Origin of the sequence: Streptomyces sp. CWNU-52B (genome assembly GCF_047444975.1) — a bacterium.
Taxonomy (GTDB): Bacteria; Actinomycetota; Actinomycetes; order Streptomycetales; family Streptomycetaceae; genus Streptomyces.
Genome location: NZ_JBLFJV010000011.1, coordinates 215,051 through 240,898, shown reverse-complemented (window position 1 = coordinate 240,898; position 25,848 = coordinate 215,051). Strand labels below are relative to the sequence as shown.

The 25,848-nt window shown below is 71.7% G+C and carries 26 protein-coding genes; 8 read left to right on the top strand and 18 right to left on the bottom strand.

The genetic code is table 11. The features are described from left to right. Positions 1-110: 110 nt before the first annotated feature. On the bottom strand, positions 111-1,427 hold the full coding sequence (locus tag ACLVWQ_RS14185) for a DUF6986 family protein (RefSeq protein ID WP_414108918.1): 1,317 nt from the start codon (positions 1,425-1,427) through the stop codon (positions 111-113). Positions 1,428-1,669: 242 nt separating this feature from the next. Here ACLVWQ_RS14185 and ACLVWQ_RS14180 point away from each other — a divergent pair, with 242 nt between their 5' ends. Further along, positions 1,670-2,572: an endonuclease/exonuclease/phosphatase family protein gene (locus tag ACLVWQ_RS14180; RefSeq protein ID WP_414108917.1), complete on the top strand. Its 903-nt coding sequence runs from the start codon at positions 1,670-1,672 to the stop codon at positions 2,570-2,572. Between the two features lie 110 nt (positions 2,573-2,682). Here the strand turns inward: ACLVWQ_RS14180 and ACLVWQ_RS14175 are convergent, their stop codons facing one another. From ACLVWQ_RS14175 to ACLVWQ_RS14160, 4 genes are all read right to left on the bottom strand, one after another. Next, entirely contained in the window at positions 2,683-3,645 is a 963-nt protein-coding gene (locus tag ACLVWQ_RS14175) for an electron transfer flavoprotein subunit alpha/FixB family protein (protein WP_414108916.1), read from the bottom strand. Between the two features lie 66 nt (positions 3,646-3,711). Then, the gene (locus ACLVWQ_RS14170; RefSeq protein ID WP_414108915.1) at positions 3,712-4,497 is read right to left on the bottom strand and encodes an electron transfer flavoprotein subunit beta/FixA family protein; all 786 of its coding nucleotides are present in this window, start codon (positions 4,495-4,497) and stop codon (positions 3,712-3,714) included. Positions 4,498-4,741: 244 nt separating this feature from the next. Then, complete coding sequence (locus tag ACLVWQ_RS14165) at positions 4,742-5,251, bottom strand: flavin reductase family protein (RefSeq protein WP_414108914.1); 510 nt, start codon at positions 5,249-5,251, stop codon at positions 4,742-4,744. Positions 5,252-5,525: 274 nt separating this feature from the next. Beyond that, positions 5,526-5,948 (bottom strand): TlpA family protein disulfide reductase, encoded by a 423-nt coding sequence (locus ACLVWQ_RS14160; RefSeq protein WP_414108912.1) that lies wholly within the window; start codon positions 5,946-5,948, stop codon positions 5,526-5,528. 75 nt (positions 5,949-6,023) lie between these two features. Here ACLVWQ_RS14160 and ACLVWQ_RS14155 point away from each other — a divergent pair, with 75 nt between their 5' ends. Both ACLVWQ_RS14155 and ACLVWQ_RS14150 read left to right on the top strand, forming a co-directional pair. Next, a complete protein-coding gene (locus tag ACLVWQ_RS14155) occupies positions 6,024-6,440 on the top strand; it encodes a DUF4395 domain-containing protein (RefSeq protein WP_414108910.1) in 417 nt (138 codons plus the stop codon). Positions 6,441-6,631: 191 nt separating this feature from the next. Further along, complete coding sequence (locus ACLVWQ_RS14150; RefSeq protein WP_414108908.1) at positions 6,632-7,360, top strand: lysophospholipid acyltransferase family protein; 729 nt, start codon at positions 6,632-6,634, stop codon at positions 7,358-7,360. 4 nt (positions 7,361-7,364) lie between these two features. On the opposite strand, the gene ACLVWQ_RS14145 is transcribed toward ACLVWQ_RS14150, so the two are convergent. The 5 genes from ACLVWQ_RS14145 to ACLVWQ_RS14125 form a co-directional block, all read right to left on the bottom strand. Continuing rightward, positions 7,365-8,063 (bottom strand): B3/4 domain-containing protein, encoded by a 699-nt coding sequence (locus ACLVWQ_RS14145; protein WP_414108907.1) that lies wholly within the window; start codon positions 8,061-8,063, stop codon positions 7,365-7,367. 20 nt (positions 8,064-8,083) lie between these two features. After that, positions 8,084-8,656: a transglutaminase domain-containing protein gene (locus ACLVWQ_RS14140; RefSeq protein WP_414108906.1), complete on the bottom strand. Its 573-nt coding sequence runs from the start codon at positions 8,654-8,656 to the stop codon at positions 8,084-8,086. Between the two features lie 75 nt (positions 8,657-8,731). Continuing rightward, positions 8,732-9,802 (bottom strand): threonine aldolase family protein, encoded by a 1,071-nt coding sequence (locus ACLVWQ_RS14135; protein ID WP_414109060.1) that lies wholly within the window; start codon positions 9,800-9,802, stop codon positions 8,732-8,734. Further along, positions 9,799-10,563 (bottom strand): SDR family oxidoreductase, encoded by a 765-nt coding sequence (locus ACLVWQ_RS14130; RefSeq protein WP_414108904.1) that lies wholly within the window; start codon positions 10,561-10,563, stop codon positions 9,799-9,801. Before ACLVWQ_RS14130 ends, ACLVWQ_RS14135 begins: the two co-directional genes overlap by 4 nt. A gap of 38 nt (positions 10,564-10,601) precedes the next feature. Next, positions 10,602-11,999, bottom strand: a complete 1,398-nt coding sequence (locus tag ACLVWQ_RS14125; RefSeq protein WP_414108903.1) for a DUF6421 family protein — start codon at positions 11,997-11,999, stop codon at positions 10,602-10,604. Between the two features lie 422 nt (positions 12,000-12,421). Here ACLVWQ_RS14125 and ACLVWQ_RS14120 point away from each other — a divergent pair, with 422 nt between their 5' ends. After that, complete coding sequence (locus ACLVWQ_RS14120) at positions 12,422-13,105, top strand: glycerophosphodiester phosphodiesterase (RefSeq protein WP_189773929.1); 684 nt, start codon at positions 12,422-12,424, stop codon at positions 13,103-13,105. A gap of 48 nt (positions 13,106-13,153) precedes the next feature. Here the strand turns inward: ACLVWQ_RS14120 and ACLVWQ_RS14115 are convergent, their stop codons facing one another. Further along, positions 13,154-13,696, bottom strand: a complete 543-nt coding sequence (locus ACLVWQ_RS14115; RefSeq protein WP_414108901.1) for a GNAT family N-acetyltransferase — start codon at positions 13,694-13,696, stop codon at positions 13,154-13,156. 77 nt (positions 13,697-13,773) lie between these two features. On the opposite strand from ACLVWQ_RS14115, the gene ACLVWQ_RS14110 reads away from it, so the two are divergent. Next, on the top strand, positions 13,774-14,160 hold the full coding sequence (locus tag ACLVWQ_RS14110) for a VOC family protein (RefSeq protein ID WP_414108900.1): 387 nt from the start codon (positions 13,774-13,776) through the stop codon (positions 14,158-14,160). A 38-nt stretch (positions 14,161-14,198) separates the two neighbouring features. Here ACLVWQ_RS14110 and ACLVWQ_RS14105 read toward each other — a convergent pair whose 3' ends face one another. After that, the gene (locus ACLVWQ_RS14105) at positions 14,199-15,110 is read right to left on the bottom strand and encodes a MerR family transcriptional regulator (RefSeq protein ID WP_414108898.1); all 912 of its coding nucleotides are present in this window, start codon (positions 15,108-15,110) and stop codon (positions 14,199-14,201) included. Between the two features lie 65 nt (positions 15,111-15,175). Between ACLVWQ_RS14105 and ACLVWQ_RS14100 the strand changes: the two genes are divergently transcribed. Continuing rightward, positions 15,176-16,678: an alpha/beta hydrolase gene (locus ACLVWQ_RS14100; protein ID WP_414108897.1), complete on the top strand. Its 1,503-nt coding sequence runs from the start codon at positions 15,176-15,178 to the stop codon at positions 16,676-16,678. Positions 16,679-16,782: 104 nt separating this feature from the next. On the opposite strand, the gene ACLVWQ_RS14095 is transcribed toward ACLVWQ_RS14100, so the two are convergent. The 3 genes from ACLVWQ_RS14095 to ACLVWQ_RS14085 all read right to left on the bottom strand — a co-directional run bounded on the left by ACLVWQ_RS14095 (position 16,783) and on the right by ACLVWQ_RS14085 (position 19,563). Beyond that, a complete protein-coding gene (locus ACLVWQ_RS14095; RefSeq protein WP_414108895.1) occupies positions 16,783-17,886 on the bottom strand; it encodes a serine hydrolase domain-containing protein in 1,104 nt (367 codons plus the stop codon). 5 nt (positions 17,887-17,891) lie between these two features. After that, a complete protein-coding gene (locus tag ACLVWQ_RS14090) occupies positions 17,892-18,413 on the bottom strand; it encodes a pyridoxamine 5'-phosphate oxidase family protein (RefSeq protein WP_414108893.1) in 522 nt (173 codons plus the stop codon). 184 nt (positions 18,414-18,597) lie between these two features. Then, positions 18,598-19,563 (bottom strand): LLM class F420-dependent oxidoreductase, encoded by a 966-nt coding sequence (locus ACLVWQ_RS14085; RefSeq protein WP_414109059.1) that lies wholly within the window; start codon positions 19,561-19,563, stop codon positions 18,598-18,600. A 225-nt stretch (positions 19,564-19,788) separates the two neighbouring features. On the opposite strand from ACLVWQ_RS14085, the gene ACLVWQ_RS14080 reads away from it, so the two are divergent. After that, positions 19,789-20,835 carry a Ppx/GppA family phosphatase gene (locus tag ACLVWQ_RS14080; RefSeq protein ID WP_414108891.1) on the top strand — a complete coding sequence of 349 codons (1,047 nt, stop codon included), beginning with the start codon at positions 19,789-19,791 and terminating at the stop codon, positions 20,833-20,835. A 104-nt stretch (positions 20,836-20,939) separates the two neighbouring features. Here the strand turns inward: ACLVWQ_RS14080 and ACLVWQ_RS14075 are convergent, their stop codons facing one another. The 3 genes from ACLVWQ_RS14075 to ACLVWQ_RS14065 form a co-directional block, all read right to left on the bottom strand. After that, complete coding sequence (locus tag ACLVWQ_RS14075; protein WP_414108890.1) at positions 20,940-22,361, bottom strand: endo-1,4-beta-xylanase; 1,422 nt, start codon at positions 22,359-22,361, stop codon at positions 20,940-20,942. Between the two features lie 201 nt (positions 22,362-22,562). Further along, positions 22,563-23,105, bottom strand: a complete 543-nt coding sequence (locus tag ACLVWQ_RS14070; protein WP_414109057.1) for a MarR family winged helix-turn-helix transcriptional regulator — start codon at positions 23,103-23,105, stop codon at positions 22,563-22,565. Positions 23,106-23,263: 158 nt separating this feature from the next. Then, the gene (locus ACLVWQ_RS14065) at positions 23,264-24,940 is read right to left on the bottom strand and encodes an FUSC family protein (protein ID WP_414109055.1); all 1,677 of its coding nucleotides are present in this window, start codon (positions 24,938-24,940) and stop codon (positions 23,264-23,266) included. A 251-nt stretch (positions 24,941-25,191) separates the two neighbouring features. Between ACLVWQ_RS14065 and ACLVWQ_RS14060 the strand changes: the two genes are divergently transcribed. Further along, the gene (locus ACLVWQ_RS14060; RefSeq protein ID WP_414108889.1) at positions 25,192-25,785 is read left to right on the top strand and encodes a DUF5134 domain-containing protein; all 594 of its coding nucleotides are present in this window, start codon (positions 25,192-25,194) and stop codon (positions 25,783-25,785) included. Positions 25,786-25,848 lie beyond the last annotated feature (63 nt).

Sequence of the window (25,848 nt, the reverse complement as noted above, 5' to 3'; positions counted from 1 at the left end):
TTGCCGCTCGGTGAAGGGAACTTCCTCTCCTCGCCCTCTCCTGTGGGCTTCTGGTCCTCCGTCAGGTCGGGTGACGGCGCGCGCCGCCGACAACGGCCGTGGCAGGGCCGCTACTTGGCCGAGACAGTGAGGTCCGCCCGGCGCGGTGCCGCGAAGCCCTCCAGATCGGCGCGCGTGAGTCCGGTGGCCCGTGCCACCTCCGCGATGTCCAGGGCGCCGCAGTCCAGGCCCCGCAGCAGGTGACCGCTGAGTGCCTTGGCGGTGGCCGGCTCGTCCATCACATCGCCGTCGACGCGGTTGGCGTACGCGACGAGCCGCGCCGCGGCCTGCTCGAACCCCTCACGGTAGAAGGCGAACACGGCCGCGTACCGGGTCGGAAGGTGCCCGGGGTGCATGTCCCAGCCCTGGTAGTAGGCACGGGCGAGCGCGCGGCGAGTGAGGCCGTGGTGCAGGCGCCAGGCGTCGTGGACCTTCGGCGTCGGGCCGACCGGCAGCACGTTCGTGGAGCCGTCCGAGACGCGCACCCCCGTGCCCGCGGCCGCGACCTGCATGATCGCCTTGGCGTGGTCGGCGGCCGGGTGGTCACTGGCCTGGTACGCGGCGGACACGCCGAGACAGGCGCTGTAGTCGAAGGTCCCGTAGTGCAGTCCGGTGGCGCGGCCCTCGGCGGCCTGGATCATCCGGGCCACGGTCGCCGTGCCGTCGGTGGCGAGGATGGACTGGCTGGTCTCGATCTGGATCTCGAACCCGATGCGGCCCTGGTCCAGTCCGTGTGCCTTCTCGAACTCCGCCAGGAGCCGCACCATCGCGGTGACCTGCTCCGCGTACGTCACCTTCGGCAGGGTCAGCACCAGCCCGGCGGGCAGTACGCCGGCCACCATCAGACCGGTGAGGAAGATGTCGAGCGTGCGGATGCCCCGGTCGCGGACCGGCGCCTCCATGCACTTCATCCGGATCCCCATGTACGGGGCGGCCGTGCCGTCCTCGTAGGCCTCCGCGATCAGCCGGGCCGCGCGGGCGGCCGCCTCGTCCTCCTCGGCGTCGGGGCGCGGTCCGTAGCCGTCCTCGAAGTCGACGCGCAGGTCTTCCACGGGCTCGCGCTCCAGCTTGGCGCGTACGCGGTCGTACACGGGCACCGCGAGGTCGTCGGCGAGGCCGAGGACGGCGGCGAAGGCCGCGGCGTCGGGCGCGTGCCGGTCGAGGGCGGCGAGGGCCTGGTCGCCCCAGGAGCGGACGGTGCCGGCGGCGAAGGTGTCGCCGGGGACGTACACGGTGTGGACGGGCTGACGGGTTCCGGGGTCTCCGGGGTAGCGGCGCTCCAACTCGGCGTCGACCGGGGCGAGGGAGGCGCTGATCTCCTCGCCGACCGCGCCCGCGAGACTCGTCGCCACCTTCTCCTGCCGACCCTGGCCCTGACCCTGACCCATTGAGTACCCTCCCGTTTTCCGCTCCACGGAATCAACAATCCGTTGAACGAAGTTATCCATGGACCTTCCGGCCGGTCAACACCCTCCCGGAGTTCCCCGGGCCCCGCGCGGCGCACGCGCGGACTTCCCTCGCGGTCCATCCCGATATCTCGACATGTTCACGCCCAACTTTGAGACTTCGAGACGCACGACTCGACCGGCATCCGCCGCAGAACCGGCACACGCCACAGAAGGAGCATCCCGTGCCCCATCACAGCCGAGTCACGCGCCGCGTGGGTCTGAAGGCCGCACTCACCGCCGCGGTCGCCCTCCCCCTGGCCGCCGCAGCCCTCCCCAAGTCGCCCGCCTCGGCGGCGGACCGGCCCGGCCGGCTGGAGGTCATGTCGTTCAACCTGCGCTACGCGAGCACCGCCGAACCCAACAGCTGGACCGTCCGCCGTCCCGTCACCCGTGAACTGCTCCGCCGGGAGCGGCTCCACGTGATCGGCACCCAGGAGGGCCTCTACCAGCAGGTGCGCGACATCGCGACGGACCTCGGCGCGCACTACGACTGGATCGGCACAGGCCGCGCGGGCGGCAGCCGGGACGAGTTCATGACGGTCTTCTACGACACCCGCAGACTCGCACCGGTCGAGTACGACCACTTCTGGCTCTCCGACACACCCGACGTGATCGGCTCGAACACCTGGGGCGGCGGGTCCATACGCATGGTGACCTGGGTCCGCTTCCGTGATCTGCGGGACGGGCAGCGGGAGTTCCACTTCCTCAACACCCACCTCGACAACGCGAGCCAGAACGCACGCGCGCGTGCCGCCGCCCTGATCGCCGAGCGGATCGCGGGGCTCGACCGGTCACTGCCCCTGCTGGTGACCGGCGACTTCAACGTCGCCGCCCACCAGAACCCGGTCTACGACACGATGCTCGGCGCCGGACTCGCCGACACCTGGGAGACGGCGGCCGAGCGGAGCAGGCTGTACGCCACGTTCCACGGCTACCGGCCGCTGACCCCGGACGGCGACCGCATCGACTGGATCTTCTCCTCGCCCGGCGTGCGCACGCACCGGGCGTCGGTCAACACCTTCTCCGTGGACGGGCAGTTCCCGAGCGACCACCTGCCCGTACAGGCGTCACTGACCCTGGCGTGAGGGCGTGGCGGCCTGAAGGCGTGGGGGTGCGAGCGGGCTTCCGGCACGGCGAGACCCCCGCGACCGTACTCGGCGTACCGGTCGCGGGGGCCTCGTCCTGCGGAGAGCGCTCAGCCCTTGCGGGTGTTGATCTCCTCGGTGAGCTGCGGGACGACCTCGAAGAGGTCGCCGACCACGCCGTAGTCGACCAGGTCGAAGATCGGGGCCTCGGCGTCCTTGTTGACCGCCACGATCGTCTTCGAGGTCTGCATGCCGGCGCGGTGCTGGATCGCGCCGGAGATGCCGTTGGCGATGTAGAGCTGCGGGGACACGCTCTTGCCGGTCTGGCCCACCTGGTTGGTGTGCGGGTACCAGCCGGCGTCCACCGCGGCGCGCGAGGCGCCGACGGCCGCGCCGAGGGAGTCGGCGAGCGCCTCGATGATTCCGAAGTTCTCGCTGCCGTTGACGCCACGGCCGCCGGAGACCACGATCGCGGCCTCGGTCAGCTCCGGACGCCCGGTCGACTCGCGCGGGGTACGGCCGGTGACCTTGGTGCCGGTCGCCTGCGCGGAGAACGTGACGGACAGCGCCTCGACGGCGCCGGCCGCCGGGGCGGCCTCCACGGCGGCCGAGTTCGGCTTGACCGTGATGACCGGGGTGCCCTTGGAGACCCGGGTCTTCGTGGTGAAGGAGGCGGCGAACGCGGACTGCGTGGCCACCGGGCCCTCGTCGCCGGCCTCCAGGTCGACGGCGTCGGTGATGATGCCGGAGCCGACACGGACCGCGAGGCGGGCGGCGATCTCCTTGCCCTCGGCGGACGACGGGACGAGCACGGCGGCCGGGGAGACGGCCTCGTACGCGGCCTGCAGCGCGTCCACCTTCGGTACCACGAGGTAGTCGGCGTACTCGGCGGCCTCGTGCGTGAGGACCTTGACCGCGCCGTGCTCGGCGAGCGCGGCGGCGGTGTCCGCGGCGCCGTTGCCGAGCGCGACGGCGACGGGCTCGCCGATGCGGCGGGCCAGCGTCAGCAGTTCGAGGGTGGGCTTGCGGACGGCGCCGTCCACGTGGTCGACGTAGACGAGAACTTCAGCCATGGGACTTCTTCTCTCCTGCTTGCGAAAGATGAGGGACGGTCAGGGAGCCCGCGGCGGGCCCGCGTCCTAGATGAACTTCTGGCCCGCGAGGAACTCGGCGAGCTGCTTGCCGCCCTCGCCCTCGTCCTTGACGATCGTGCCCGCGGTGCGCGCCGGACGCTCGGTGGCCGCGTCGACCTTGGTCCAGGAGCCCTTGAGACCGATCTCGGCCGGCTCGATCTCCAGGTCTTCGAGGTCCCAGGACTGAACCGGCTTCTTCTTGGCCGCCATGATGCCCTTGAAGGACGGGTAACGCGCCTCGCCCGACTGGTCGGTGACCGACACGACCGCGGGCAGCGAGGCCTCCAGCTGCTCGGAGGCGGTGTCACCGTCACGGCGGCCCTTGACGACGCCGTCCGCGACGGAGACCTCGGAGAGCAGCGTGACCTGCGGCACACCCAGACGCTCGGCGAGCAGGGCCGGGACGACGCCCATGGTGCCGTCGGTGGAGGCCATGCCGGAGATGACCAGGTCGTAGCCGGCCTTCTCGATGGCCTTGGCCAGCACGAGCGACGTGCCGATGGCGTCGGTGCCGTGCAGATCGTCGTCCTCGACGTGGACGGCCTTGTCCGCGCCCATGGACAGCGCCTTGCGCAGCGCGTCCTTGGCGTCATCGGGGCCGACGGTCAGCACGGTGATCTCCGCGTCGTCCGCCTCGGCGGCGATCTGCAGGGCCTGCTCCACCGCGTACTCGTCGAGCTCCGACAGCAGGCCGTCCACGTCGTCACGGTCGACGGTCAGGTCCTCGGCGAAGTGCCGGTCGCCAGTGGCGTCGGGCACGTACTTCACAGTGACAACGATCCTCAAGCTCACGCCGGCTCTCCTACTGCATCGTCTTTTCTGGGCTGCCTGCTCATGGGCAGCATAGGCGCCTGAAGCGGCCGTTCCCGGTGGGGGCGACCCGCGCTCCGAGCGAAATATTACTCGCCAGTACGCGCTTCTACGCTCCCGTAGCTGGTTCCCTCTAAGCAAGCGCTTTGAACTGTGACCTTCGCAACGCAGCGTAATCGGAACTCGGGGATCCCGCAGCGGGGGACCCGGCCGGCCCGGTACGTGATCATTCCCGCAGCCCGTTGAAGCGCCCCTGGTGGTACAGGAGAGGGCGCCCCGCACCCGCCGGGTCCCCGAGCAGCACCTCGGCCAGCACGATGCGGTGGTCCCCGGCCGGAACCCGGGTGACGATCCGGCACACGAGCCAGGCCAGGACGTCGTCGAGCACGGGAACGCCCTCGGGGCCCTCCCGCCAGGCGGTGGGCTCGCCGAAGCGGTCGGCCCCGCTGCGGGCGAAGGTGGCGGCCAGCTCCCGCTGATGCTCGCCGAGGACATGGACGCCCACGTGGTCCGTACGGGAGACCGCGGGCCAGCTGGAGGCTCCGGTGCCGATGCCGAAGGAGACCAGCGGGGGCTCGGCGGACACCGAGGCCAGCGAGGTGGCGGTGAAGCCCACGGGCCCGTCGTCGCCCCGCGCGGTGATCACGGCGACACCGGCGGCGTGCTGCCGGAAGGCGGAGCGGAGCAGGTCCGGGGAGGCGAGTCGGGAGGTACGGAGATCGGGTGTGGCCGTCATGGAGTTGTCCTTCTGCGCGAGACGACATGGGCCCCCGCCGGAGCGAGACCGGGCGCGGGGAGGGTCCTGTTGCTGCTCAGGCGCCCGGACAGCGCCCGCGCGCACTGCGGACGAGGGCCGTCGCGGCCCGAAACCGTGCACGCTCGACGGGAAGGAGTTCCATGGGCATACGGTCACACTGACGATAGGTGGTGGATGCAGTCAAGTGCGTCCCGGTATCTGGGAGCTGCGTCACCGAGGGCCTCCAGCCTCATGATCAGGGGGTTCCGATCGATCAGGGTGTTCCGACCGCCTCGCCGAGGGCGGCGATGACGTCCGCCGTGCGTGGCTGACCGGTCGCGCGGCGCACGACGTGACCGCCGGCGTCCAGGACGAGCACGGTCGGCGTCTTGAGGATGTCCAGTTCACGGACGAGGCCGAGGCGCTCCTCGGCGTCGATCTCCACGTGCCGTACGCCCGGGACCATCCTGGCCACCTCGTCGAGCACCCTGCGGGTCGCCCGGCAGGGGGCGCAGAAGGCGCTGGAGAACTGGACGAGCGTGGCCCGCTCGCCGAGGTCCTCGCCCAACTCGGCCGCGCTCAGCCGCTTTCCGTCGTCACGCCCGCGCACTCTGACTCTCCCGCTCCGACGTCGGTTCAGCACTCCGTAGGCGCTCGCCGCCGCGAGCACCGCCACACACACCACGAGTCCGGTCATCGTGCGCTTCAGCGTTCACAAGAATGCAAAGATTCCCGGACTCCCGAAAAGATCTCCATACGGAAGGCTTCACTTATGAACATCGACGCGAGAGGGCCGCGCTTCGGAGCGGCCGTGACCACCGTGATCCTGGCAGCCGTACTGATCACCGGCAGCGCCTGGCTGCTGGCCTGGCAGACACTGGCGTTCGCGCTCGGCGCGGCCCTGGGCGTCGGCCGCTCCCCGTACGGCCTGCTGTTCCGGCACGTCGTGCGGCCGCGGATCGGGGCGCCGACGGAGTTCGAGGCTCCCGAGCCGCCTCGGTTCGCGCAGGCGGTCGGGCTCGTGTTCGCGGCGGTAGGTCTCGTCGGCTTCGCGGCGGGCCCCGAGTGGCTCGGGCTCGCGGCGACCGGGGCGGCCCTGGCGGCGGCGTTCCTCAACGCGGCCTTCGGGTACTGCCTCGGATGCGAGATGTACCTGCTCGTACGGCGAGTCGCGGTTCGCGCGGAGTAAAGGCGGCGTAAAACGCCGAGGTGGATCAAGGGTTGACGTGACGAGAATCTCGCCAATCTCCGGCACCAGGACTGGTCACTCGTCCGTTCTTGGGGCACGATCTGCGCAATGCCGTAAACCTACGGCAGCGTAAGTTTCCCGCCGGGAGCCCCCCTTCCCAGGCAGACCAGTAAGAAGGGTCCACTCCGTCCATGGCTGAGCTTGTCTACCGTCCCGCCATCGGTCTCGCCCAGACGTTGTTCAAGGCCTGGGACCTGAAGATCGACCTCAAGGGGACGGAGAACATCCCGCGCTCGGGCGGTGCGGTGCTGGTGAGCAACCACATCAGCTATCTCGACTTCATCTTCGACGGCCTCACCGCGCTGCCGCAGAAGCGACTGGTCCGCTTCATGGCGAAGGAGTCCGTGTTCCGCCACAAGGTCTCCGGCCCGCTGATGCGCAACATGAAGCACATCCCCGTGGACCGCAAGCAGGGCGAGACGGCGTACGCGCACGCGCTGGACTCGCTCCGCTCCGGTGAGATCGTCGGCGTCTTCCCCGAGGCCACGATCTCCCAGTCGTTCACGCTGAAGAGCTTCAAGTCGGGCGCCGCCCGCATGGCCCAGGAGGCGGGCGTCCCGCTGATCCCGATGGCCGTGTGGGGCACGCAGCGGCTGTGGACCAAGGGCCACCCGCGCAACTTCAAGCGCAGCCACACCCCGATCACCATCCGCGTCGGCGAGGCGATCGAGGCCTCGCGCGACAAGTACGCGGGCGCCATCACTCGGCAGCTGCGCGAGCGCGTGCAGGAGCTCCTGGAAGCCGCGCAGCGCGCCTATCCGGTACGCCCCAAGGGCCCGGACGACACCTGGTGGATGCCGGCGCACCTGGGCGGCACGGCCCCGACCCCCGAAGAGGTCAAGGCCGCCGAGGCTCGCTGAACCACTACCGGGAAGCCCGCACGGTGACCCGTGCCCCGGGGCTGAACTTCTCCAGCAGCTCGGCGAGTTCGCCACCCGCGTCCTCGACGTCGGGCACCGGCATCGGGGCCATGCCCTCCAGCAGGAAGACCGCCGAGGTCGACTCCTCCGTCAGCCGGGTGCGCGGCCCCTGGCGCCAGTTCCAGCGGCGGCAGGTCACGCCCGTGTCGTCACACCACACGACCTCGCCGGCATCCGGGTGCTCGACAGCCTCCTCGCCGCCCGCGACGGTCACGAACTCCTCGTCACCCGTGGCCCGCACGAGCCGCATCCCGCCCCGGACCCGGTCGAGGTCCTCGCCGCCGACCGGGATCAGCCGGGCGACGCTGACCGCGTTGTAGACGTCCACGAGCAGGTTGATCCGCGGCAGTCCGGCGTCCGAGAGCGCCCGCCTGGCCAGCGCCTCCGCCGAGTTGCGGGTCCGCGACGGCTTGGCGCCGAACGCCGTGTACACGCTCCGCCAGGCGGCCATGTGCGGATCCTCGTGCGGCGCGCTCCCCCGGAGCCGTACGGCGAGACGGCGGGCCGCGTCGTCAAGGAGCCGCGCGGTGCCGTCCGTACTGGGCCCGTTGACGAGTCCGTGCGCCTCGACGGTGACGTACCGGAAGCCGGGCGCCAGAGCGCGCACGTCCTCGGACACGGTGACGGTGAACGGGAGAGTCATGGCCTGCCTGTCTGCCTCGGTCAGAGTGCGGTGGGGAGCGAATCTCCCAGACGCGGCCGGTCGGGAGCGGCCTTGAGGGCGCTGAGAACGGCCGGGTGCGGTTCAGCGTACAACACTGGATAGTCCAGCTCATTGGACTTCGGGTCGGGCGTGAACGCCAGCCGCTCGCCTTCGAGGGAGAACCGGGCGTCCACACCCGGCTTGTTGCCCCGGGGGTCCTGCCGGTGCCAGGCGCCGTGGAACCGGACGGCGACGAGCCCGTGCACCACGTCGAACTTCTGATAGCAGAACCCCGTGGGGATGTCCTCCGCCCGCAGCAGGGCCGCCAGGGCGTGGGCCTTGGCGTGACAGATGCCGGTACCCCGCTCCAGCACGTCGGAGGCGCGCCAGGTGACGCGCAGGTCACCGGAGTCCTGGGAGTGCGGGATGGCGTCACGCACGAATTCGAACGCGGCCTGCGCATAGGCATACGAGTCGGCGACCTGGCCCGCGAGACGCGCGGCGACCTCGCGCACCGCCGAATGGTGATGGTCGATGACGTCGTCGGCGGCCAGATAGGCGGACAGGTCGGAGTTCTGCTGGATCAGCTCCATGCCGACAGAGCATAGAAATACGATCACCCGAGAGTCAATGACTTTTCAGGCGATCGTATATCTATGCAGAGGCCGCTAGCGGGCCATCTCCTCCTTGAGCGCCGCCAGGAAGCCGTCGACGTCGTCCTCCGTCGTGTCGAAGGCGCACATCCAGCGGACGTCCCCGGCCGTCTCGTCCCAGAAGTAGAAGCGGTACCGCTTCTGCAGGCGCTCGGTCACGTCGTGGGGCAGCCGGGCGAAGACCGCGTTGGCCTGCACCGGGTAGAGGATCTCCACCCCGTGGACCGCGCGCACCCCCTCCGCGAGGCGCTGGGCCATCTCGTTGGCGTGGCGGGCGTTGCGCAGCCACAGGTCCTTGGCGAGCAGGGCCTCCAACTGCACCGACACGAAGCGCATCTTGGAGGCGAGCTGCATCGACAGCTTGCGCAGATGCTTCATGTGGCCGGCCGCGTCCTGGTTCAGGACGACGACGGCCTCGCCGAACAGCGCGCCGTTCTTGGTGCCGCCGAAGGACAGGACGTCCACGCCGACCGCGTTGGTGAACGCCCGCATCGGTACGTCGAGGGAGGCGGCCGCGTTGGCTATCCGGGCCCCGTCGAGGTGCACCTTCATGCCGTGCCCGTGGGCGTGGTCACAGATCGCGCGGACCTCGTCGGGTGTGTAGACGGTGCCCAGTTCGGTGTTCTGCGTGATCGACACGACCTGCGGCATCGCCCGGTGCTCGTCGTCCCAGCCGTACGCCTGCCGGTCGATCAGCTCGGGTGTGAGCTTGCCGTCGGGCGTGGGCACCGTGAGCAGCTTGAGCCCGCCCATGCGCTCGGGAGCGCCGCCCTCGTCGACGTGGATGTGTGCGCTCTCCGCGCAGATCACCGCGCCCCAGCGGTCGGTGAGCGCCTGCAGGGCCACCACGTTGGCGCCCGTACCGTTGAAGACGGGGAACGCCTCGGCGCCCGCGCCGAAGTGACCGCGCATCAACTGCTGAAGGTGGCCGGTGTAGTCGTCCTCGCCGTACGAGATCTGGTGCCCGCCGTTGGCGAGGGCCAGCGCGGCGAGCACCTCGGGGTGGGCCCCCGCGTAGTTGTCGCTGGCGAAGCCGCGCACCTGCGGGTCGTGGCGGCGCCGGGCGTCCGTCTTCGGCGGGTTCACGGCTTCTCGGTCAGCCACAGACGCTTTCCGTTCACTTCGGGGGCGGACCGGTCCCAGACGCCCGCGATGGCCTCGGCCAGGTCCTTGACGTCGGTGAAGCCCGCGAACTTCGCGTTCGGGCGCTCCGCGCGCATCGCGTCGTGCACCAGCGCCTTCACGACCAGGATGGCGGCCGCGGAGGTGGGGCCCTCGGCGCCCTCGGAGATGCCCGCCTTGCGGAAGAAGTCGGCCATGGCCAGCGTCCACGCCTCGGCGGCGGCCTTGGCGGCGGCGTACGCCGCGTTGCCCGCGGTGGGTTTGCCGGCGCCCGCGGCGCTGATCAGGACGTACCGGCCGCGCTCGCTGCGCTGGAGCGCCTCGTGGAAGGCCAGGGAGGTGTGCTGCACGGTGCGGATGAGCAGCATCTCCAGCAGGTCCCAGTCGTCGAGACTGGTCTTGGTGAAGGTCTCGCTGCCGCGCCAGCCGCCTACGAGGTGGACCAGGCCGTCGACGCGCCCGAAGTCCTTCTCGACGCGGACCGCCCACTCCTTCGCCGAGTCCCGGTCCAGCAGGTCGACCGTGTCGCCGACGACGGTGGCGCCGCCGTGCGCGTAGCGGGCCGCGTCCACGGCCTCCGCCAGTCGCTCCGGATCGTTGTCGGAGCCGACGACCACGGCCCCCGCCTCCGCGAGCCTCAGCAGGGTCGCCCGGCCCACCGGCCCACCCGCGCCGGCCACCGCGATCACCGCTCCGCCCAGTGCCCCGCCGTTACCGTTCCCCATGGTCCTTGCCTCCTGAGCAGTGTCCCGGACGCGGTCGCTCACGCGGCCACCCGCTCGGCACTCGCGGCGGTGATGCCCCGGGTCGAGGCGATCACCATCTTCAGCTTCTTGGAGAGTGCCTCATAGAACATGCTCAGGGGAAACTCGTCCGGAAGCACGTCGTCCACCAGTTTCCGGGGCGGCTGCGTCACGTCCAGGGCGTCGGGGCCCTTGGCCCAGCGGGATCCCGGGTGCGGGGCGAGGTACCGGGACACCATGTCGTACGCGGCGAACCAGTGGACCAGCTTCGGACGGTCGATGCCGTCGCGGTACAGCTTCTCGATCTCGGCGCACAGCTCGTTGGTGACCTGCGGGGCGCGCTGCCAGTCGATGAACAGCTTGTTGTCGGTCCAGCGGACGACATCGTGCTGGTGCAGGTAGGCGAAGAGCAGCTGGCCGCCGAGGCCGTCGTAGTTGCGGACGCGGTCCCCGGTCACCGGGAAGCGGAACATCCGGTCGAACAGCACCGCGTACTGGACGTCGCGGCCCTGCGGGAAGCCGTCGGCCTCCAGCTTCACGGCCTCCCTGAAGGCGGTGAGGTCGCAGCGCAGCTCCTCCAGGCCGTACATCCAGAACGGCTGGCGCTGCTTGATCATGAAGGGGTCGAACGGCAGGTCGCCGTGGCTGTGGGTGCGGTCGTGGACCATGTCCCACAGGACGAAGGCCTGCTCGCAGCGCGCCTGGTCGCCGATCATCTCGCGGATGTCGTCGGGCAGTTCGACACCGAGCGTGTCGACGGCGGCCTCGGTGACCCTGCGGAAGCGCGCGGCCTCGCGGTCGCAGAAGATACCGCCCCAGCTGAACCGCTCCGGGGCCTCGCGCACGGCGATGGTCTCCGGGAAGAGCACGGCCGAGTTGGTGTCGTAACCGGCCGTGAAGTCCACGAAGGTGATGCCGCAGAACAGCGGGTTGTCGTAACGGGTGCGCTCCAGCTCGGCCAGCCAGTCGGGCCAGACCATGCGCAGGACGACCGCTTCGAAGTTGCGGTCCGGATTGCCGTTCTGCGTGTACATCGGGAAGAGGACCAGGTGTTCGAGGCCGTCCTCGCGGTGTGCCGCGGGCTGGAAGGCCAGCAGCGAGTCGAGGAAGTCGGGCACCCGGAAGCCGCCGTCGGCCCAGCGTCGCAGGTCGTTGACGAGCGCGGTGTGGTACTCCGCGTCGTGCGGGGCGAGCGGCGACAGCTCCTGTACGGCGTCCATGATCCGGCGCACCGCCAGATCGATGTCGGCCGGATCGGGGGCCCTCTCGGCGTCGAAGTCGATCGACCCGTCCTTGGACTGCCATGGCCGAATCCGCTCCACGGCATCCTTGAGCACGGGCCAGGCCTGGTGGCTCACCACCCTGCTCCTGGGAGGAACCTGCTCCTCCGCACCCACCTGCACAAGAATTTCCGTCATGACCCATCCTCCACGGGAGAACCTCGCGTCCGAACACCGTATGCATGGGAGACTCTCCGCCACAAGTGGAGACCCGGGAGATCGTCCCGCCATCTCTCGACTTCACCGCGTTTTTTCCTGTGTGACACCGTGAGATCGGTTACTTCCGCCGTTCTCCGGGAAGTCGTCGACTTTCGGCCGCCTCTCCCCCGAAGCCCGTCCCGCCCTCTGCCGGGGCCTGGTCAACCCGCTGGGGGACTCGCCCACGAGGGGGTGAGCCGGACCGGTGCGACAGAGCCCGTTCGCGGGGCCGACAGGCCTCATTCCCGGCCACCGGGGCGGGTCCAACGCCGTTCGGGGCCATTAAGCTGCGGCCTGCCGCGTGGGCACGGGACCGCAGCGCGCGGCAGCCGAGCCGCCGTCGACGGAAGCGGAGACAACCCTTGAACTTCCTCACCATCGGTCATCGCGGGATCATGGGTGTCGAACCCGAGAACACCCTTCGTTCCTTCACCGCCGCCCAGCAGGCGGGCCTCGACCTGATCGAGCTGGATCTGCATCTGAGCAAGGACGGCGCGCTCGTCGTCATGCACGACGCCGACGTGGACCGTACGACCGACGGTTCGGGGCCGATCGCCGAGAAGACCCTCGCCGAGCTGCGGGTGCTGGACGCGGGACGCGGTGAGCGCGTCCCGGTGTTCGAGGAGGTCCTGGACGCCGTCACGGCCCCCCTCCAGGCCGAGATCAAGGACGTGGCCGCGGCCCGGGCGCTCGCCGAGGTGATGAACCGGCGCGACCTGGTCGGCCGGGTCGAGGTGCTGTCCTTCCACGACGAGGCCGTCGCCGAGATCGCCCGGCTCGTGCCCGGCGTCCGTACGGCGCTGGTCGCCAGCCGCTATGGCATCGATGTCGTGGAGCGGGCGACCGCGGTCGGTGCCACCACGCTCGTGCTGAACATCCGGCGGCTGACCCTGGAGGTCGTCGAGCGCGCGCGCAAGGCGGATCTGCGGATCATCGGCTGGGTGGTGAACACCCAGGACCACCTGCGGCTGGTCCGCGCCCTGGAGCTGGACGGCGCGACCACCGACTACCCGGAGATCAAACGCACCGGCCGCTTCACCGCCTGACCGTGGCACCGGCCCGGTGTCCGGCGGCGTGCCGACTGTGCAGGGGCTTCACTGTGCAAGGGGCTTCACCAGAAGCTCGAACCGCAGGTCGTCGCGTTGCGGAACACCGAACCGCTCGTCGCCGTACGGGAAGGGAGTCGTCTCTCCCGTACGGCGGTAGCCGCGCCGCTCGTACCAGGCGATGAGGTCCTCGCGCACGGAGATCACCGTCATGTGCATCTCCGTGACGCCCCAGGTCTCCCGGGCCAGCCGCTCCGCCTCGGCGATGATCACCTTGCCGAGGCCCGCTCCCTGGAGCGCGGGGCTGACCGCGAACATGCCGAAGTAGGCGTACGCGCCACGGTGTTCGAGCTGACAGCAGGCGACCACCGCGCCCTCGCGCTCGACGGTCAGCAGACGGCTGTCGGGCGACTCGACGACGGCGAGGACGCCTTCGGGATCCGTGCGCTGCCCTTCCAGGATGTCCGCCTCGGTGGTCCAGCCGGCACGGCTGGAGTCACCTCGGTAGGCCGACTCGATCAGCGCGACGAGGGCGTCCACGTCGGTGTCGACGGCGTCACGGAAGGTCAGTCCCTCGGAGGCGGTGTGCATGGAGGTTCTCCGGTCTCGGCGCGGCTCGGGCACAGCCGAGGGTAACGCTCCCGCCGCTCCCGCTAGGCTCGGGGCACATGGTGCACGTACTGAGCAGCCGGACCTTGCTCCGCCCCGCCGACCCCGAGCGTTCCCGGGCCTTCTACGGCGAGCAGCTCGCGCTGCCCGTCTACCGCGAGTTCGGCACGGGCCCCGAGCGGGGCACCGTCTACTTCCTCGGTGGCGGTTTCCTCGAACTCTCCGGCCGTGCCGAGCGGTCGCCCTCCCCCGCCGTCAAGCTGTGGCTCCAGGTGGCCGACGTGACGGCGACGTACGAGGAGCTCCTGGCCGCGGGGGTCGAGGTGCGCCGGCCGCCGGTGCAGGAGCCCTGGGGGCTGATCGAGATGTGGCTCGCTGATCCCGACGGAACCGAGATCGTCGTCTGCGAGGTCCCGGCGGACCACCCCCTGCGCTACCGCCCATGACGCGGTAGCGCCCGGGACGCCGCGACGCGGTACGGGGATCAGCCCGCCGCCAGGCTCCCGGTCAGCGCCTCGCGGAGCCACACGTCCGCTCCGCCGAGGGTCGTGCCGGGCGTGAGTTCCCCGGCCAGCCGCCAGTAGCGGGACATCACCGGATGGTCCGCCGCGGCGAGGCGCACGGCTAGGGAGCGGCGGAAGGCGGGGCTGTCGCGGGTGCCGAGATCGCGGGCATGGGCGGCCACGTAGCAGTCGAGGGCCTCACCGGGACCGGGGGCGCGGTCGGCCCGCAGGGCGGCGTCCGCCAGCAGGTACGCCTCGTGCAGACCGTCGTAGAGCAGGTCCGGGTGTGCGGCGGTGACGGGCCGGTGGGACACCAGGCAGTGGTCCGTGGCGGCCGTGGCCAGGGCGTGGAGGCGGGCGAACGCGAGGACGTGGTCCGCGGTCGGGTCGGCCGGGGGCTGCGGGACGGCCGCCTCGATGACGGCGCCGCGGACGCGGGCGGACAGCCGCACCGGCAGGACGCGGCGCCAGTAGTGCGCGAGGGCGGCGGTGCTGGGCGGCACACCGACCGCCCCGATCACCTCCAGGCGCTCCGCGCGCTGTTCCGGTGCGCCGTCCTGGAGCGCCCGCAGCGCGGCCTCGCGCCAGCGCAGGGCGGCGAGCTCGGTGCCGAGGCCGTCCAGGCGGCGTGCCACGACGGCCTCCAAGCCCTCCCCGCCGTCGTCCTCGCGGTCGAGTACCGGCCCGATCTCGGGGACGGGCACGCCGAGCGAGCGCAGTGCGCGGATCGTGCGCAGCCGGGCCACCGCTTCGGGGCCGTACCTGCGGTGGCCGCCGCCGCTGCGCCCGGCCTCGGGCAGCAGGCCCTGGTCGGAGTAGAAGCGGACCGTCTTGACCGTGGTCCCCGTCCGCGCGGCGAGCTCGCCGATGCCCAGGGTGTCGTCGGGTGGCAAGGGTTGAACCTCCCTCAAGGGGAGTTCCTAGGTTACCCGGGACGAACCCACCACCTGGAGGTGCGATGTCCGTGTTCATCCTGGTCTCCGGCCCGTTCACCGACGGACGGATCTGGAGCGAGGTGGCCGAACGGCTGCGGGAGTCGGGCGCCGAGGCGCACCCCGTGACGCTGAGCAGGCGGCCCGACGCCGGCCTGGGGACCCATGTCGAGGACGTGGTCCGGCTGATCGACTCCCTGGCGGAGCCCGGGGAGGAGCCCGAGGAGCTGGTTCTGGTCGGCCACGACTACGCCGTCCACCCCGTGCTGGGCGCGGCGGACCGCCGCCCCGAGCGGGTCGCGCGGATCGTCCACCTGGACGCCGGGCTGCCGCAGGACGGGGACACGGCGCTGGCCCTGGTGCGGGACCCGGCGGCGCACGAACTGCTGCGCGCGCCGGGCCCTCACGAGCCGCTCCCGCCGCCGGAGCCGGAGCAGTGGCAGCGGTGGGGCAGCACGGACGGCCTCTCGGCGCGGCGGCTGGAGCTGCTGAGCCGGCTGGCCGCCCCGCAGCCGGCGCGCACGCTGACGCAGCCGCTGCGGCTGACCGGCGCCGCCGAGGCCGTGCCCACCAGCGGGATCCTGTGCACGGCGGGAGGGATGACGCTGGAGCTGGTCGAGGCGCTGGTACGCACCGGGCCGCCGCAGTTCCGCAAGCTGGCCGATCCGCGGGTGGGCTTCTTCGAACTGGCCACCGGCCACTGGCCGATGCTCTCCCGCCCCGGCGAACTGGCCGAGGTGCTGCTGCGCGCGGCCGCCGGCGAGGGGCGGCGGCTGACGGTGCCCGAGGACGGACCGGCGTCGCCGCGGCCCTTCCTGCTCGACGCCCCGGAGCGGCCGCGGGTGCGCGACGGACGGGTGGACCTGCATCTGCCGGAACCGGGCGGCGCGCCGGAGCCGCGGCCCGCGGTGCTGTTCGTGCACGGCGGTCCGGTGCCGCCCGGCCTCGTGCCGACGCCGCGCGATACGGCGTTCTACCTCGGCTACGCCCGCCACGCGGCGAGCCTGGGCGTGGTGGGTGCCGTCGTGGACCACCGCCTGCACGACATCACCGACTACGCGCGGGCCGCGGACGACGTGGCCGGGGCCGTCGAGGTGCTGCGGGCCGATCCCCGGGTGGACGCGGAGCGCGTGGCCCTGTGGATCTTCTCCGGCGCCGGGCTGCTCGCCGCGGACTGGCTGGCCGCTCCGCCGCCGTGGCTGCGCTGCCTGGCCCTCACGTATCCGATCATGGCCCCGCTGCCGGGCTGGGGTGCGGTCGGCCCCCGCTTCGGCCCGGTCTCCGCGCTCCGCGCCGCCGGGGCGACGCCGCCACCGGTCGTGCTCACCAGGGCGGGCCTGGAGACGCCGCAGATCGCCGCCACGGTGGAGGAGTTCGTGACGGCCGCACAGGAGGTGAAGGCCCCGGTCGAGATCGTCGAGGTCCCGCACGGCCGGCACGGCTTCGAGCTCGACGAACCGACGGACGAGTCCCGTGCGGCGGTGTCCCGGGCCGTACGCGCGGTGCTCGCGCATCTGGAACGGCCCTGACGGTCCCCCGGCATCCGGCATCCGGCCGGGTACCGGTGCCCCGGCGGCTCACGGGTCGGCGGCCGTCAGGCGCGGGGCTGCTCGATCCCCCATCGTGCCGAGGCTCAAGCGTGCGGGTCGATCTCCGCGGTCGTCATGTCCGAGAGTCGCCGCGCGGTGTCGAGGTGGGGAGTGAGACGGGTCTTGGTCAGCGCGAAGGAGACGCCGGTGGTGGTGTCGGCGTAGACGTAGCTGCCGCCACCGCCGGCCCAGCCGAACGCGGTGGACGCCTCGTCCGGCCGAGCACCGATACGTCCGAGTGGATAGCCCAGGGCCAGCCGTACGTGGTTGCCGAAGACCTGGTCGGTTCCCTCGAAGGCCACCGCTGTCAGCTCGTCGAGCTGGTGCGGGTCGATGAGCCGCCCTTCGAGCAGCGCCGCGTTCATGGCAGCGACTCCCCGCGCGGTGAAGGTACCGACCGACGGGATGTCCGCCGACAGGATCTCGTGGCTGTTCCCCATGGCCGCGGTCGGCCGCAGTTCCCAGGGCGCGAGAAGGGCGCCGCCGTCCGGTGCCGCGGCCGGTTGAGGGGCTGCCGGTTGAGGGGCTGCGTCTTCGAGCCGCGCCAACCGGGCCAGTTCGGTGCGGGGCACACCGAAATACAGGTCGCCGTCGATGCCCAGGGGCTCGGTGACCCACTCGCGCAGGAGCTGCCGCATCGGTTTGCCGGTGGCCCTGCGGGTGAATTCACCGACCAGGAAGCCGAAGGTGAACGCGTGGTACCCCGTCCGGGTCCCGGGTCGCCACTGCGGCTCGGCACCGGCGATCGCGCCGCAGACCCGCGGCCAGTCGGTCAGATCGGCGGGTCCGATACACCGGGGCATCCCCGGCACACCGGCCGAGTGGGTCAGCACGTGCCGAAGAGTCGCGATCTCCTTGCCGTGGGCACCGAACTCCGGCCACACCTCGACCACGGGTGTGTCGTAACCGACGGCTCCGGTCCCGACGAGCAGGTGAGCGATCAGCGACGTCATGACCTTGCCCGCGGAGAAGCTGAAGAACGGGGTCCGCGAGGTCACCGCGCGCCCGCTCCGGCTGTCGGCGACACCGGCGACGGCGTCACCGACCAGAGCACCGCGGTGGTACACGGCGACCTGCAGGCCCGTCTCGGCTCCCGTATCGACGAGTTCGTCGACGCCACTTTGGATCTGCCGCCGCAGTGAGGGCATCGTCGTCACCGGCTCGGCCAGGTGTAGCGGGTCTCACTGGAGGTCGGCAGCTTGCCGAAAGCGAATCCGACGATCGGCTCGACCCGGTACAGCCTGACCTCGTCGGCCATGACGGCCTCGCGCAACCCGTACCAGGCACCCTCAGGGCCGGTCAGATGCGTACCGTACTTCCGTTCGAAGTCCGCAAGGGCCCGTGCGCGCTCGGAGCCCCTGTCCACCACGGATGCGGCACCCTCGATGACGACGTCCACACCGGTCAGGGCATTCGTGCCGGTCGTCAGCACACAGCGGGGACTGTGCTCGAGATTTCGCGCCTTGCGCTCCTGGCCGCCCGTGGTGAAGCACAGTCCGCCCAGAGTCCAGGCCGCCAGCACCGGCGTCACGTGCGGGCGCCCGTCGGGCCGCACCGTGGACAGCCAGAAGACCTCCGCCTCCCCAAGGATCGCCGACACCGACGCCCATGGCGTCGCTCGCGCGCCCGGGGACGAGAAGGGCCCCAACAAGACATCCGGTTCACTGTCCGCCATGGTGTGTCCTCGTCGATGAGAGATGTCCAGCCGACGTGTACCGGTCAGCCGACGCCGTCCAGCCCGTCCGTCATGTTCTCGGGCAGGCCGTGTCGTGCGTTCCGTCCAGGTGAAGACCTGAGTCCGCCGAGGAACTCATCGGTCCGGTCCTGAGTGTGCGTGTGCGGTGCGTGTGCCGGACGGTTCACAGGTCTCTCAGCGCGGGCAGCAGTTTCCTCTGTGCCCAGTCCAGGAAGGGGAACTGGTGGTCGCCGCCGATCTGGACCAGGGCGACCTCGGTGAAGCCCGCGTCGACGTAGGGGCGGACGGCGTCGACGAAGGCGTCCACGTCGTCGCCGCAGGGGATGCTCCGGGCGACGTCCTCGGGCCGTACGTACCGGGTGGCCGTGTCGAAGCTCGCCGGGCCGGGGAGTTCTGAGTTGACCGGCCAGCCGCCGAGCGACCAGCGGAACTGCTCGTGCGCCCGCGCCACCGCCGCGTCCTTGTCCGTGTCGTAGCAGACGGGCAGTTGGCCCACCCGGGGCTTGCCGCTGCCGCCGTGCCGGTCGAAGGAGTCGATCAGCTCGGCCTTCGGCTCGGTGGCGATCACCAGGTCGGCCAGCCGGCCGGCGAGGGCGCAGGAGCGCTCGCCGGAGACGGCCACACCGATGGGCGGCGGCTCGTCCGGCAGGTCGAGGAGCCGGGCGTTCACCACGTCGAAGTGCGCGCCGTGGTGGTTGACGTTCTCGCCCTCGAAGAGGGCGCGGATGATCTCGACGGCCTCTTCCAGCATGTCGAGGCGTACGTGCGCGGCGGGCCAGCCCCGGCCCACCACGTGCTCGTTGAGGTTCTCGCCGGAACCCAGTCCGAGCCGGAAGCGGCCCTCGGCCAGCAGCTGCGTGGTGGCGGCCTTCTGCGCGACGACCGCCGGGTGGTAGCGGGTCGTCGGGCAGGTCACGTACGTCATGAGGGGGATCGTGGAGGTGGCCTGCGCGGCGGCGCCCAGGACGCTCCACGCGTACGGCGCGTGCCCCTGCTCCGCCAGCCAGGGGAAGTAGTGGTCCGACGTGACGGAGAAGTCGAAGGCCGCCTTCTCGGCGGCGACCACGTGCGCCACGAGGTCACGGGGCCCGGCCTGCTCGGTCATCATCGTGTATCCGATGTGCACCATGCGGTCCGAGTAGCCAGTGGGGATGTCCCCGAAACGTTCCCGGTGTCCTCCGGCGTGCTCGGCGTTCACGCCAGCCGTTCATGCCAGCCGTTCATGCCAGCCGTTCACGCCGTTCCCCGCCGTTCCCGGTGCGAAGCGGCCCCGGGTGCCCGCTTTTCGCCCGTTCAATCCCTCGTGATGAAGGAATTCCGGTATGCCGAGGGAAACCCGGGGTACGGGGAGGGGATGCGAATGGGTGTACTTGATGTCGGCTCGAACACGGTGCGGCTGGTGATCGCGGAGACGGACGGCGCGGTTCCGCTGCCCGTCCACACGGCCAAGCGCCGGCTGCGGCTCTCCGCCCATGTGGAACGCGGCGGTCAGCTGCCGGCGGAACAGGTGGACCGGCTGGTGGAGGCCGTGGAGGACGCCCGGAACGAGGGCAGGCGCTGGGGCGTGGCCCAGCCCTTCGCCTTCGCCACCGCGATCGTGCGGGACGCCCCGAACCGCTCCGAGGTGCTCGCGCGGGTCGCCGCCGAGTCGGGGGTGCCGCTGCACGTACTGCCCGGCGAGGTGGAGGCGGAGCTGACCTTCCTGGCCGCCCGGCGCTGGATGGGCTGGCGCGCGGGGCCGCTGGCCCTGCTGGACATCGGCGGCGGCTCGCTGGAAGTGGCCTTCGGCCGGAGCAAGCTGCCCGACTTCGCGATCTCGCTGCCGCTCGGCGCCAACCGGCTGACCCGGGAGTTCTTCCGCGGCCAGGACCCGCCGTCGCCGAACAGGACCCGGCAGCTGCGCCGCCACGTGCGCCATCAGCTGCGCGACGTCGCGGCCCGTATCCGCTGGGAGGCTCCCCGGACGGCGGTCGTCAGCTCGCGGATGTTCCAGCAGCTGGGCCGGTTGTGCGGGGCCGCCCCCGGCCGGTCGGGACCCTTCACTCCGCGCAGCATGGCCCGCTCCGACCTGGAGAGGGCCGTGAAGCAGCTTGCGGCGCTGCCGTCCGCCGAGCGCGCCCTGCTGCCGGGCATCTCCCTGGCCCGTTCCGGTCAGTCCCTGGCCGGTGCGATCGTCGCGCACACGACGATGAAGCTCATGGGCATCGACGAGGTGACCGTCTGCCCGTGGGCGCTGCGCGAAGGGGTGCTGCTGCGCTGCATCGAGGACGGCAGCTCCGAGTGGTGGGACGCGTACGGTCTGCGAGCCCAGGAGGCCGCCGCGCCGCTGGTGCTCCACCCGCTGCGCGCGGACGGTTCGGCCCCGGTGCCCACCGCGTCCGCGCTCCGGCACCCGCGCTGACGGACACGGTCCGCCTGGGCCGGCGACGGCGAAGAACGGCGGCCCGGGTGCGGGTGCGGGTGCGGGTGCCGAGGGATTTTACGGTTCCGTCGGCACCCGGGCCCCTACGACGTCGTGCAGGCCGTCCCGTTGAGGGCGAAGGCCGTGGGTGCGGTGTTGCCGCCGGACCAGGAGCCGTTGAAGCCGAACGTGACCGCCGCGCCCGGTGCGACGATCGCGTTGTACCCGGCGTCGGCGGCGGTGACGGCGGAGCCGGACTGGGTGACGGTCGCGTTCCAGGCCTGCGTCACGCTCTGCCCGGCGGGCCAGCTCCACGCCAGTCGCCAGCCGTCGACGGCGGCGGTACTCGTGTTCCTGACCGTGACCTGTGCGGTGAAGCCGGTGTTCCACTGGTTCTGCACGACGTAGGTGACCGCGCAGGCGCCCACCGGGTCGGGCGTGCCGTCGTCGGTCCAGCCGAGCGCCTCGGCGATGCCGTAAAAAGCGGGCTTGGGCTGGAAGTTCTCGTCGTACGGGGTCGCGGCGCCGTACCCGGTGAACACGTCCGGGATCCAGGAGTCGGAGTCGGTGAAGCCCCACACCGTGACGCCCTCGCAGCGCGCCACAGCCGCACAGGCGGCGGTGACCGCCTTGTACTCGGCCTTCTGCTGGGCGAGTTGGGCACTGGTGGCCGGGACCGTCATCCGGATGTCGAGCTCGGTGACGGCCACGTCCACACCGAGGTCGGCGAAGCGCTGGATGTTGGCCTGCAGCGTGGCGGGCACCTGACCGAGGATCAGATGGGCCTGCAGTCCCACGCCGTCGATCGGGACGCCCTGTTCCTTCAGGGACTTCACGAGGTTGTAGAGCGCGGTGCTCTTCGCGTTGACCCCCTCGACGTTGTAGTCGTTGACGTACAGCTTCGCCGTCGGGTCGGCGGCGCGGGCCGCCGTGAGCGCGTCCGCGATGTACGAGTCGCCGATCGCCGTCTGGAAGACCGACTGGCGGCGCGTGCCGTCCTCGTTGAACGGCTCGTTGACGACGTCCCAGTGGTCGATGCGCCCCTGGTAGCGGCCGGCCTCGGTGGCGATGTGGTCGGTCAGCACGGTCCGCAGGGTGTCGGCGGTCCAGCTGCCGTTGCTGACCCAGCCGGGCAGTTGGCTGTGCCAGACGAGGGTGTGGCCGCGAACCTTCTGCTCGTGTGCCTCGGCGAAGTCGACCACGGCGTCGGCGCCGGACCAGTTGAAGCTGCCGCGGGTCGGTTCGACGGAGCCCCACTTCATCTCGTTGCCCGGTGTGATGGAGTCGAACTGTTCTGCGGCGATCGTGCCGTAGGTGCCGTTGAGCTTGGAGGCCGTGACGGCCGTGCCGTAGTAGAGGCCCTCGGCGGCGGCGAGGTCCCGCAGTACGGGTTCGGCGGCGGCCTGCCTGCCGGTACCGGTCTGTCCCGGGCCGGCGGCGGTGTGACCGGAGGCGGCTCCCCCGATCACGAGCGAAGCCGCGGCCAGGAACACGGACGCGGCTCTGCGTAAGCTCTGGGGCTTCATGGACGTCCCTCTCATGATGGCTTCACGTCGCTCCCGGAATCTCCGGGAGACCTCTGCAAAGTTTCGAGAGTGCGTCCGGGACAGTAGAGCCGCCCGTGGCAACCGTCAACGGACGTAAGGCAGTTGGCCGACGAGGACGCTGGGTCCTGTGAGGTCGGTGGGGCGCGGGGCAGGGGAACGCGGCGGCCCGGGACGTCGGGCTCAGACGCGCGGGGCGCGCAGCCGGCCCTCCAGCTGGACCAGCAGGTCGCCGAGCAGAGCGGCGAGTTCGCGCTGCCCCGTGCCGTCGAGCCCGGACAGGACCGTCGTCTCGTACGAGAGCTGGCGGGGCAGGATGCCGTCGACGAGGGCGCGGCCGGCGTCCGTGAGGCGGACGTGGGCGACGCGGCGGTCACGGGTGTCGCCGTGGCGCTCGACGAGACCCCGCTCGGTCAGCTGCTTCAGCCGTTTGGTGACGGCGGCGCCGGAGGAGAAGGTCTCCCTGGCCAGTTCACCGGGGGTCAGTTCGAGACCCGTGCGGCGCAGTGCGCCGAGGAGGTCGAACTCGGGCCGGGTGAGTCCGGCGTGCCGCAGCGGTGCGTCGTCGGCCTGCTGGAGGAGCGCGGCACAGCGGTTGATGCGGCCGATGATCTCCATGGGTCCGGTGTCGAGGTCGGGGTGGACCACCTCCCACTGCCGGACCACCGCGGCGACGGTGTCCCCCGCGCCCGGCCGCCGCCCCTCCGACGTGTCCCGGGCCGAGATGTCCCGGGCCGAAGCGGCCCCGTACGACGCGCCGCCGTTCGACGCGCCCGACGCGCCGTACGTGCCCGACTCGCCCGACTCGCCACCGTGCGATCTGCCACCGTGCGACGTGTCACCTGGGGCATCGGATCCGACCGCTCCGGGCCCGTTCGCTGCCGTCATGCCTGTACGTCCTCCAGAAGGTGCGGTGCCTGCCGTCGTACCGTCGCGGCGAGCGTACGGTGTCCGGTCCGCTCGGCGAGCACCACCCGCTCCTCGGGCAGGGCGCGCTGCCACCACTCGCCGGCCGCCGCGTCGGCCGTGGCGCGCAGCTCGACGAGTGCGGCGGTCAGCCGGCGACGGGCCAGGTCCAGCGCGCCGGGCGCGGGGAACTCGGCGGCGACCTGCCGTACCGCGTGCTCGCGCGCCCGCTCCACGGTGTCGAGAGCGTCCTCGATGCGGTCCGGGGCCCGCCGGTCGGTGACGGCTACCGCGGCCAGGAAGCCGACGACCGCGCCGACGAGGGTGTCCACGGTCCGGTCCGCCATCAGCCCACCGGGCTCCTGGAAGCCCGTGAACTCGGTGATCAGCAGAGCCATCGGGGTCACACAGACGCTGCCGAGCCAGTAGTTGCGGGTGATCAGGGCCTCCGCGCCGAAGTTGAAGGCGAGGCAGCACAGGACGAGCGCGGCGGGGCCGAGGTGGGCGAGCGGGGCGACGGCCGCGAAGAGCAGGACGCCGACGAGGTTGCCGACGACGCGCTGGACCCCGCGGCTCCAGGTCAGCGTGGTGTTCGCCTGGTAGAGCGAGGCGGCGGTGACCAGGGCCCAGTACGGGCGGCCGACACCGAGCGCCGACGACGCGTAACCGGCGAGGGCACAGCCGAGTGCCGTGCGCAGGGCGAGCGGGAGGAGAGGCCCCAGCCTGCTGCTCCACTTGCCTCTCCCGGCGGCCAGTTCGAGTTCCGCACCGAGCAGTTCGTCGGCGGCCGGGGCCGGCTCCACCCGGGGTACGGGGTGCGTGCCGCGCAGGTCGCGTGCCCAGGAGCGCAGCCGGGCGGGGTCCGCGTCGGCCGGGGCGGCGAGCGCGACCTCGGCCCGTACGACGAGCCGTTCGAGGGCGCGGCGGGGCTCCGGACGCGTACCGGTGACGAGGAGCGACTGCCAGGCGGCGTGCACGGCGGCGGCCGCGGCGGCACGGGCCCGTTCGTGACCGCTCCTCGTACCGCCGCCCGTACCGCCACCCGTACCGCCACCCGTACCGCCGCTCCTGCTGCGGCCCGTGCCGGTGGTGAACGCCTCGGCGTACGCGGCGGCCGCGTTCAGCGCGCGGGCCGTAGCCCGGCGTTCCGGCCCGTGCGGGCGCAGCAGCCCCGGTGCCATGCCGACGAGCCAGGCCCAGGCGCCCGCCACCGCGACGAGGGCGAGATGCCCGGGGACCTGGCCGAGGGTCACCGGGGCGAAGAGGGAGGCCGAGCTGATGAAGGTGAAGATCACCGGTCCCGGCGGGCCGACGCGCGTCATGTCGCACACCGTCTTGTGCGCGGCGGCGAGCAGTGCTCCGACCGCGACGAGGACCACGGCGGAGGACGTGAGCGACGCCGTGAGCAGCGCGACGGCGACCGAGGCGAGCATGCCGAGGACGACTCCGGCGAGGGTGCGGCGGCGGGCCGCGTACGGGAGGTTGTGGGCGTAGAGCGCGCAGAGCGACCCGGCCATCGTGGAGAGGGCGAGGTCCAGCCGCCCGAGCGCCAGCAGTGTCAGGTTCGGCACGCCGACGGCGACGACGACACTCAGCGCCGGCTTGAACCAGATGTCGGACGGTCGGCCGAGACGCAGGACACCGGCGAGGGGCATCCGCCGCACGAGAGCGGGAGCGGGACCGGGACCGGAGGCGGGAGCGGCATGACTGGGACGGGGTCGGACACTGGGCATGACCAAAAGATTAGCAGGTGTTTTACTCGTGAAAGATACATCACCGGTCATGACTCCCCGCGGCACGCACTCCCGCACGCTCCCCGCGTACCCCCTTGCGCTCGCTTGCGCCTCGGTCCGTCCGGGCATCAATCGACCGAACTGTCCGACGCCGTCGATCGGGGAGGTACACGGTGCACGGACCGCACGGACCGGGGTCGCCCGGCTGGCTGCTCGTCGCGCTGTGCGCGGCGACCGGCGCCTACTGCCTGCTGCGGATGCGCAGCGGGGACGAGGAGCAGCGCCGCGCCGCGGGCGGCGAGGCGCTGATGGGGTTCGGCATGGCCGCGATGTCCGTGCCCGCGGCGGTCCTGGCGCCGCCCCGCTGGGCCTGGGGCGGCTACGTGGCCGTCTTCGGGCTGGCCGCGCTGCGTTCCCTGTGGGCGGCGCGGAGCGGTTCCCATCATCTGCACCATCTGGTGGGCGCGTTCGCCATGGTCTACATGGCCGCGGTGATGGCGAGCGGGGCGCATGCCGGGGTTCCCGTCCTCACGGGGGTGCTGCTCGCGTACTTCACGGCCTACGTGCTGTGGACCGGGACGCGGCTCGTACCGGTCACGGTCCCGGTCACGGTCGCCGGATCCGGCGGGAGCGCGGAGGGGAGCGCGGGCGGCGGGGGCACGGGCGGAGGCGTCCAGCCGGCCGGCTGGGGTGACCGACTGGAGCTGGCGCGGGCATGCCGGCTCTCCATGGGCATAGGGATGCTCGCCATGCTTCTCGCACTCTGAGCCGTTTTGTCTCACGCTCTGGGCAGGGGCCCCGCTCCCCCGGCCCGGCCGTACGGAATCGTG

Excerpts from the sequence above, each read along its gene's own strand:
- ACLVWQ_RS14185 (WP_414108918.1), bottom strand. The coding sequence starts at position 1,427 with ATGGGTCAGGGTCAGGGCCAGGGTCGGCAGGAGAAGGTGGCGACGAGT.
- ACLVWQ_RS14175 (WP_414108916.1), bottom strand. The coding sequence starts at position 3,645 with ATGGCTGAAGTTCTCGTCTACGTCGACCACGTGGACGGCGCCGTCCGC.
- ACLVWQ_RS14165 (WP_414108914.1), bottom strand. The coding sequence starts at position 5,251 with ATGACGGCCACACCCGATCTCCGTACCTCCCGACTCGCCTCCCCGGAC.
- ACLVWQ_RS14160 (WP_414108912.1), bottom strand. The coding sequence starts at position 5,948 with ATGACCGGACTCGTGGTGTGTGTGGCGGTGCTCGCGGCGGCGAGCGCC.
- ACLVWQ_RS14155 (WP_414108910.1), top strand. The coding sequence starts at position 6,024 with ATGAACATCGACGCGAGAGGGCCGCGCTTCGGAGCGGCCGTGACCACC.
- ACLVWQ_RS14150 (WP_414108908.1), top strand. The coding sequence starts at position 6,632 with ATGGCTGAGCTTGTCTACCGTCCCGCCATCGGTCTCGCCCAGACGTTG.
- ACLVWQ_RS14145 (WP_414108907.1), bottom strand. The coding sequence starts at position 8,063 with ATGACTCTCCCGTTCACCGTCACCGTGTCCGAGGACGTGCGCGCTCTG.
- ACLVWQ_RS14140 (WP_414108906.1), bottom strand. The coding sequence starts at position 8,656 with ATGGAGCTGATCCAGCAGAACTCCGACCTGTCCGCCTATCTGGCCGCC.
- ACLVWQ_RS14130 (WP_414108904.1), bottom strand. The coding sequence starts at position 10,563 with ATGGGGAACGGTAACGGCGGGGCACTGGGCGGAGCGGTGATCGCGGTG.
- ACLVWQ_RS14125 (WP_414108903.1), bottom strand. The coding sequence starts at position 11,999 with ATGACGGAAATTCTTGTGCAGGTGGGTGCGGAGGAGCAGGTTCCTCCC.
- ACLVWQ_RS14115 (WP_414108901.1), bottom strand. The coding sequence starts at position 13,696 with ATGCACACCGCCTCCGAGGGACTGACCTTCCGTGACGCCGTCGACACC.
- ACLVWQ_RS14110 (WP_414108900.1), top strand. The coding sequence starts at position 13,774 with ATGGTGCACGTACTGAGCAGCCGGACCTTGCTCCGCCCCGCCGACCCC.
- ACLVWQ_RS14100 (WP_414108897.1), top strand. The coding sequence starts at position 15,176 with ATGTCCGTGTTCATCCTGGTCTCCGGCCCGTTCACCGACGGACGGATC.
- ACLVWQ_RS14095 (WP_414108895.1), bottom strand. The coding sequence starts at position 17,886 with ATGCCCTCACTGCGGCGGCAGATCCAAAGTGGCGTCGACGAACTCGTC.
- ACLVWQ_RS14090 (WP_414108893.1), bottom strand. The coding sequence starts at position 18,413 with ATGGCGGACAGTGAACCGGATGTCTTGTTGGGGCCCTTCTCGTCCCCG.
- ACLVWQ_RS14085 (WP_414109059.1), bottom strand. The coding sequence starts at position 19,563 with ATGGTGCACATCGGATACACGATGATGACCGAGCAGGCCGGGCCCCGT.
- ACLVWQ_RS14080 (WP_414108891.1), top strand. The coding sequence starts at position 19,789 with ATGCGAATGGGTGTACTTGATGTCGGCTCGAACACGGTGCGGCTGGTG.
- ACLVWQ_RS14075 (WP_414108890.1), bottom strand. The coding sequence starts at position 22,361 with ATGAAGCCCCAGAGCTTACGCAGAGCCGCGTCCGTGTTCCTGGCCGCG.
- ACLVWQ_RS14065 (WP_414109055.1), bottom strand. The coding sequence starts at position 24,940 with ATGCCCCTCGCCGGTGTCCTGCGTCTCGGCCGACCGTCCGACATCTGG.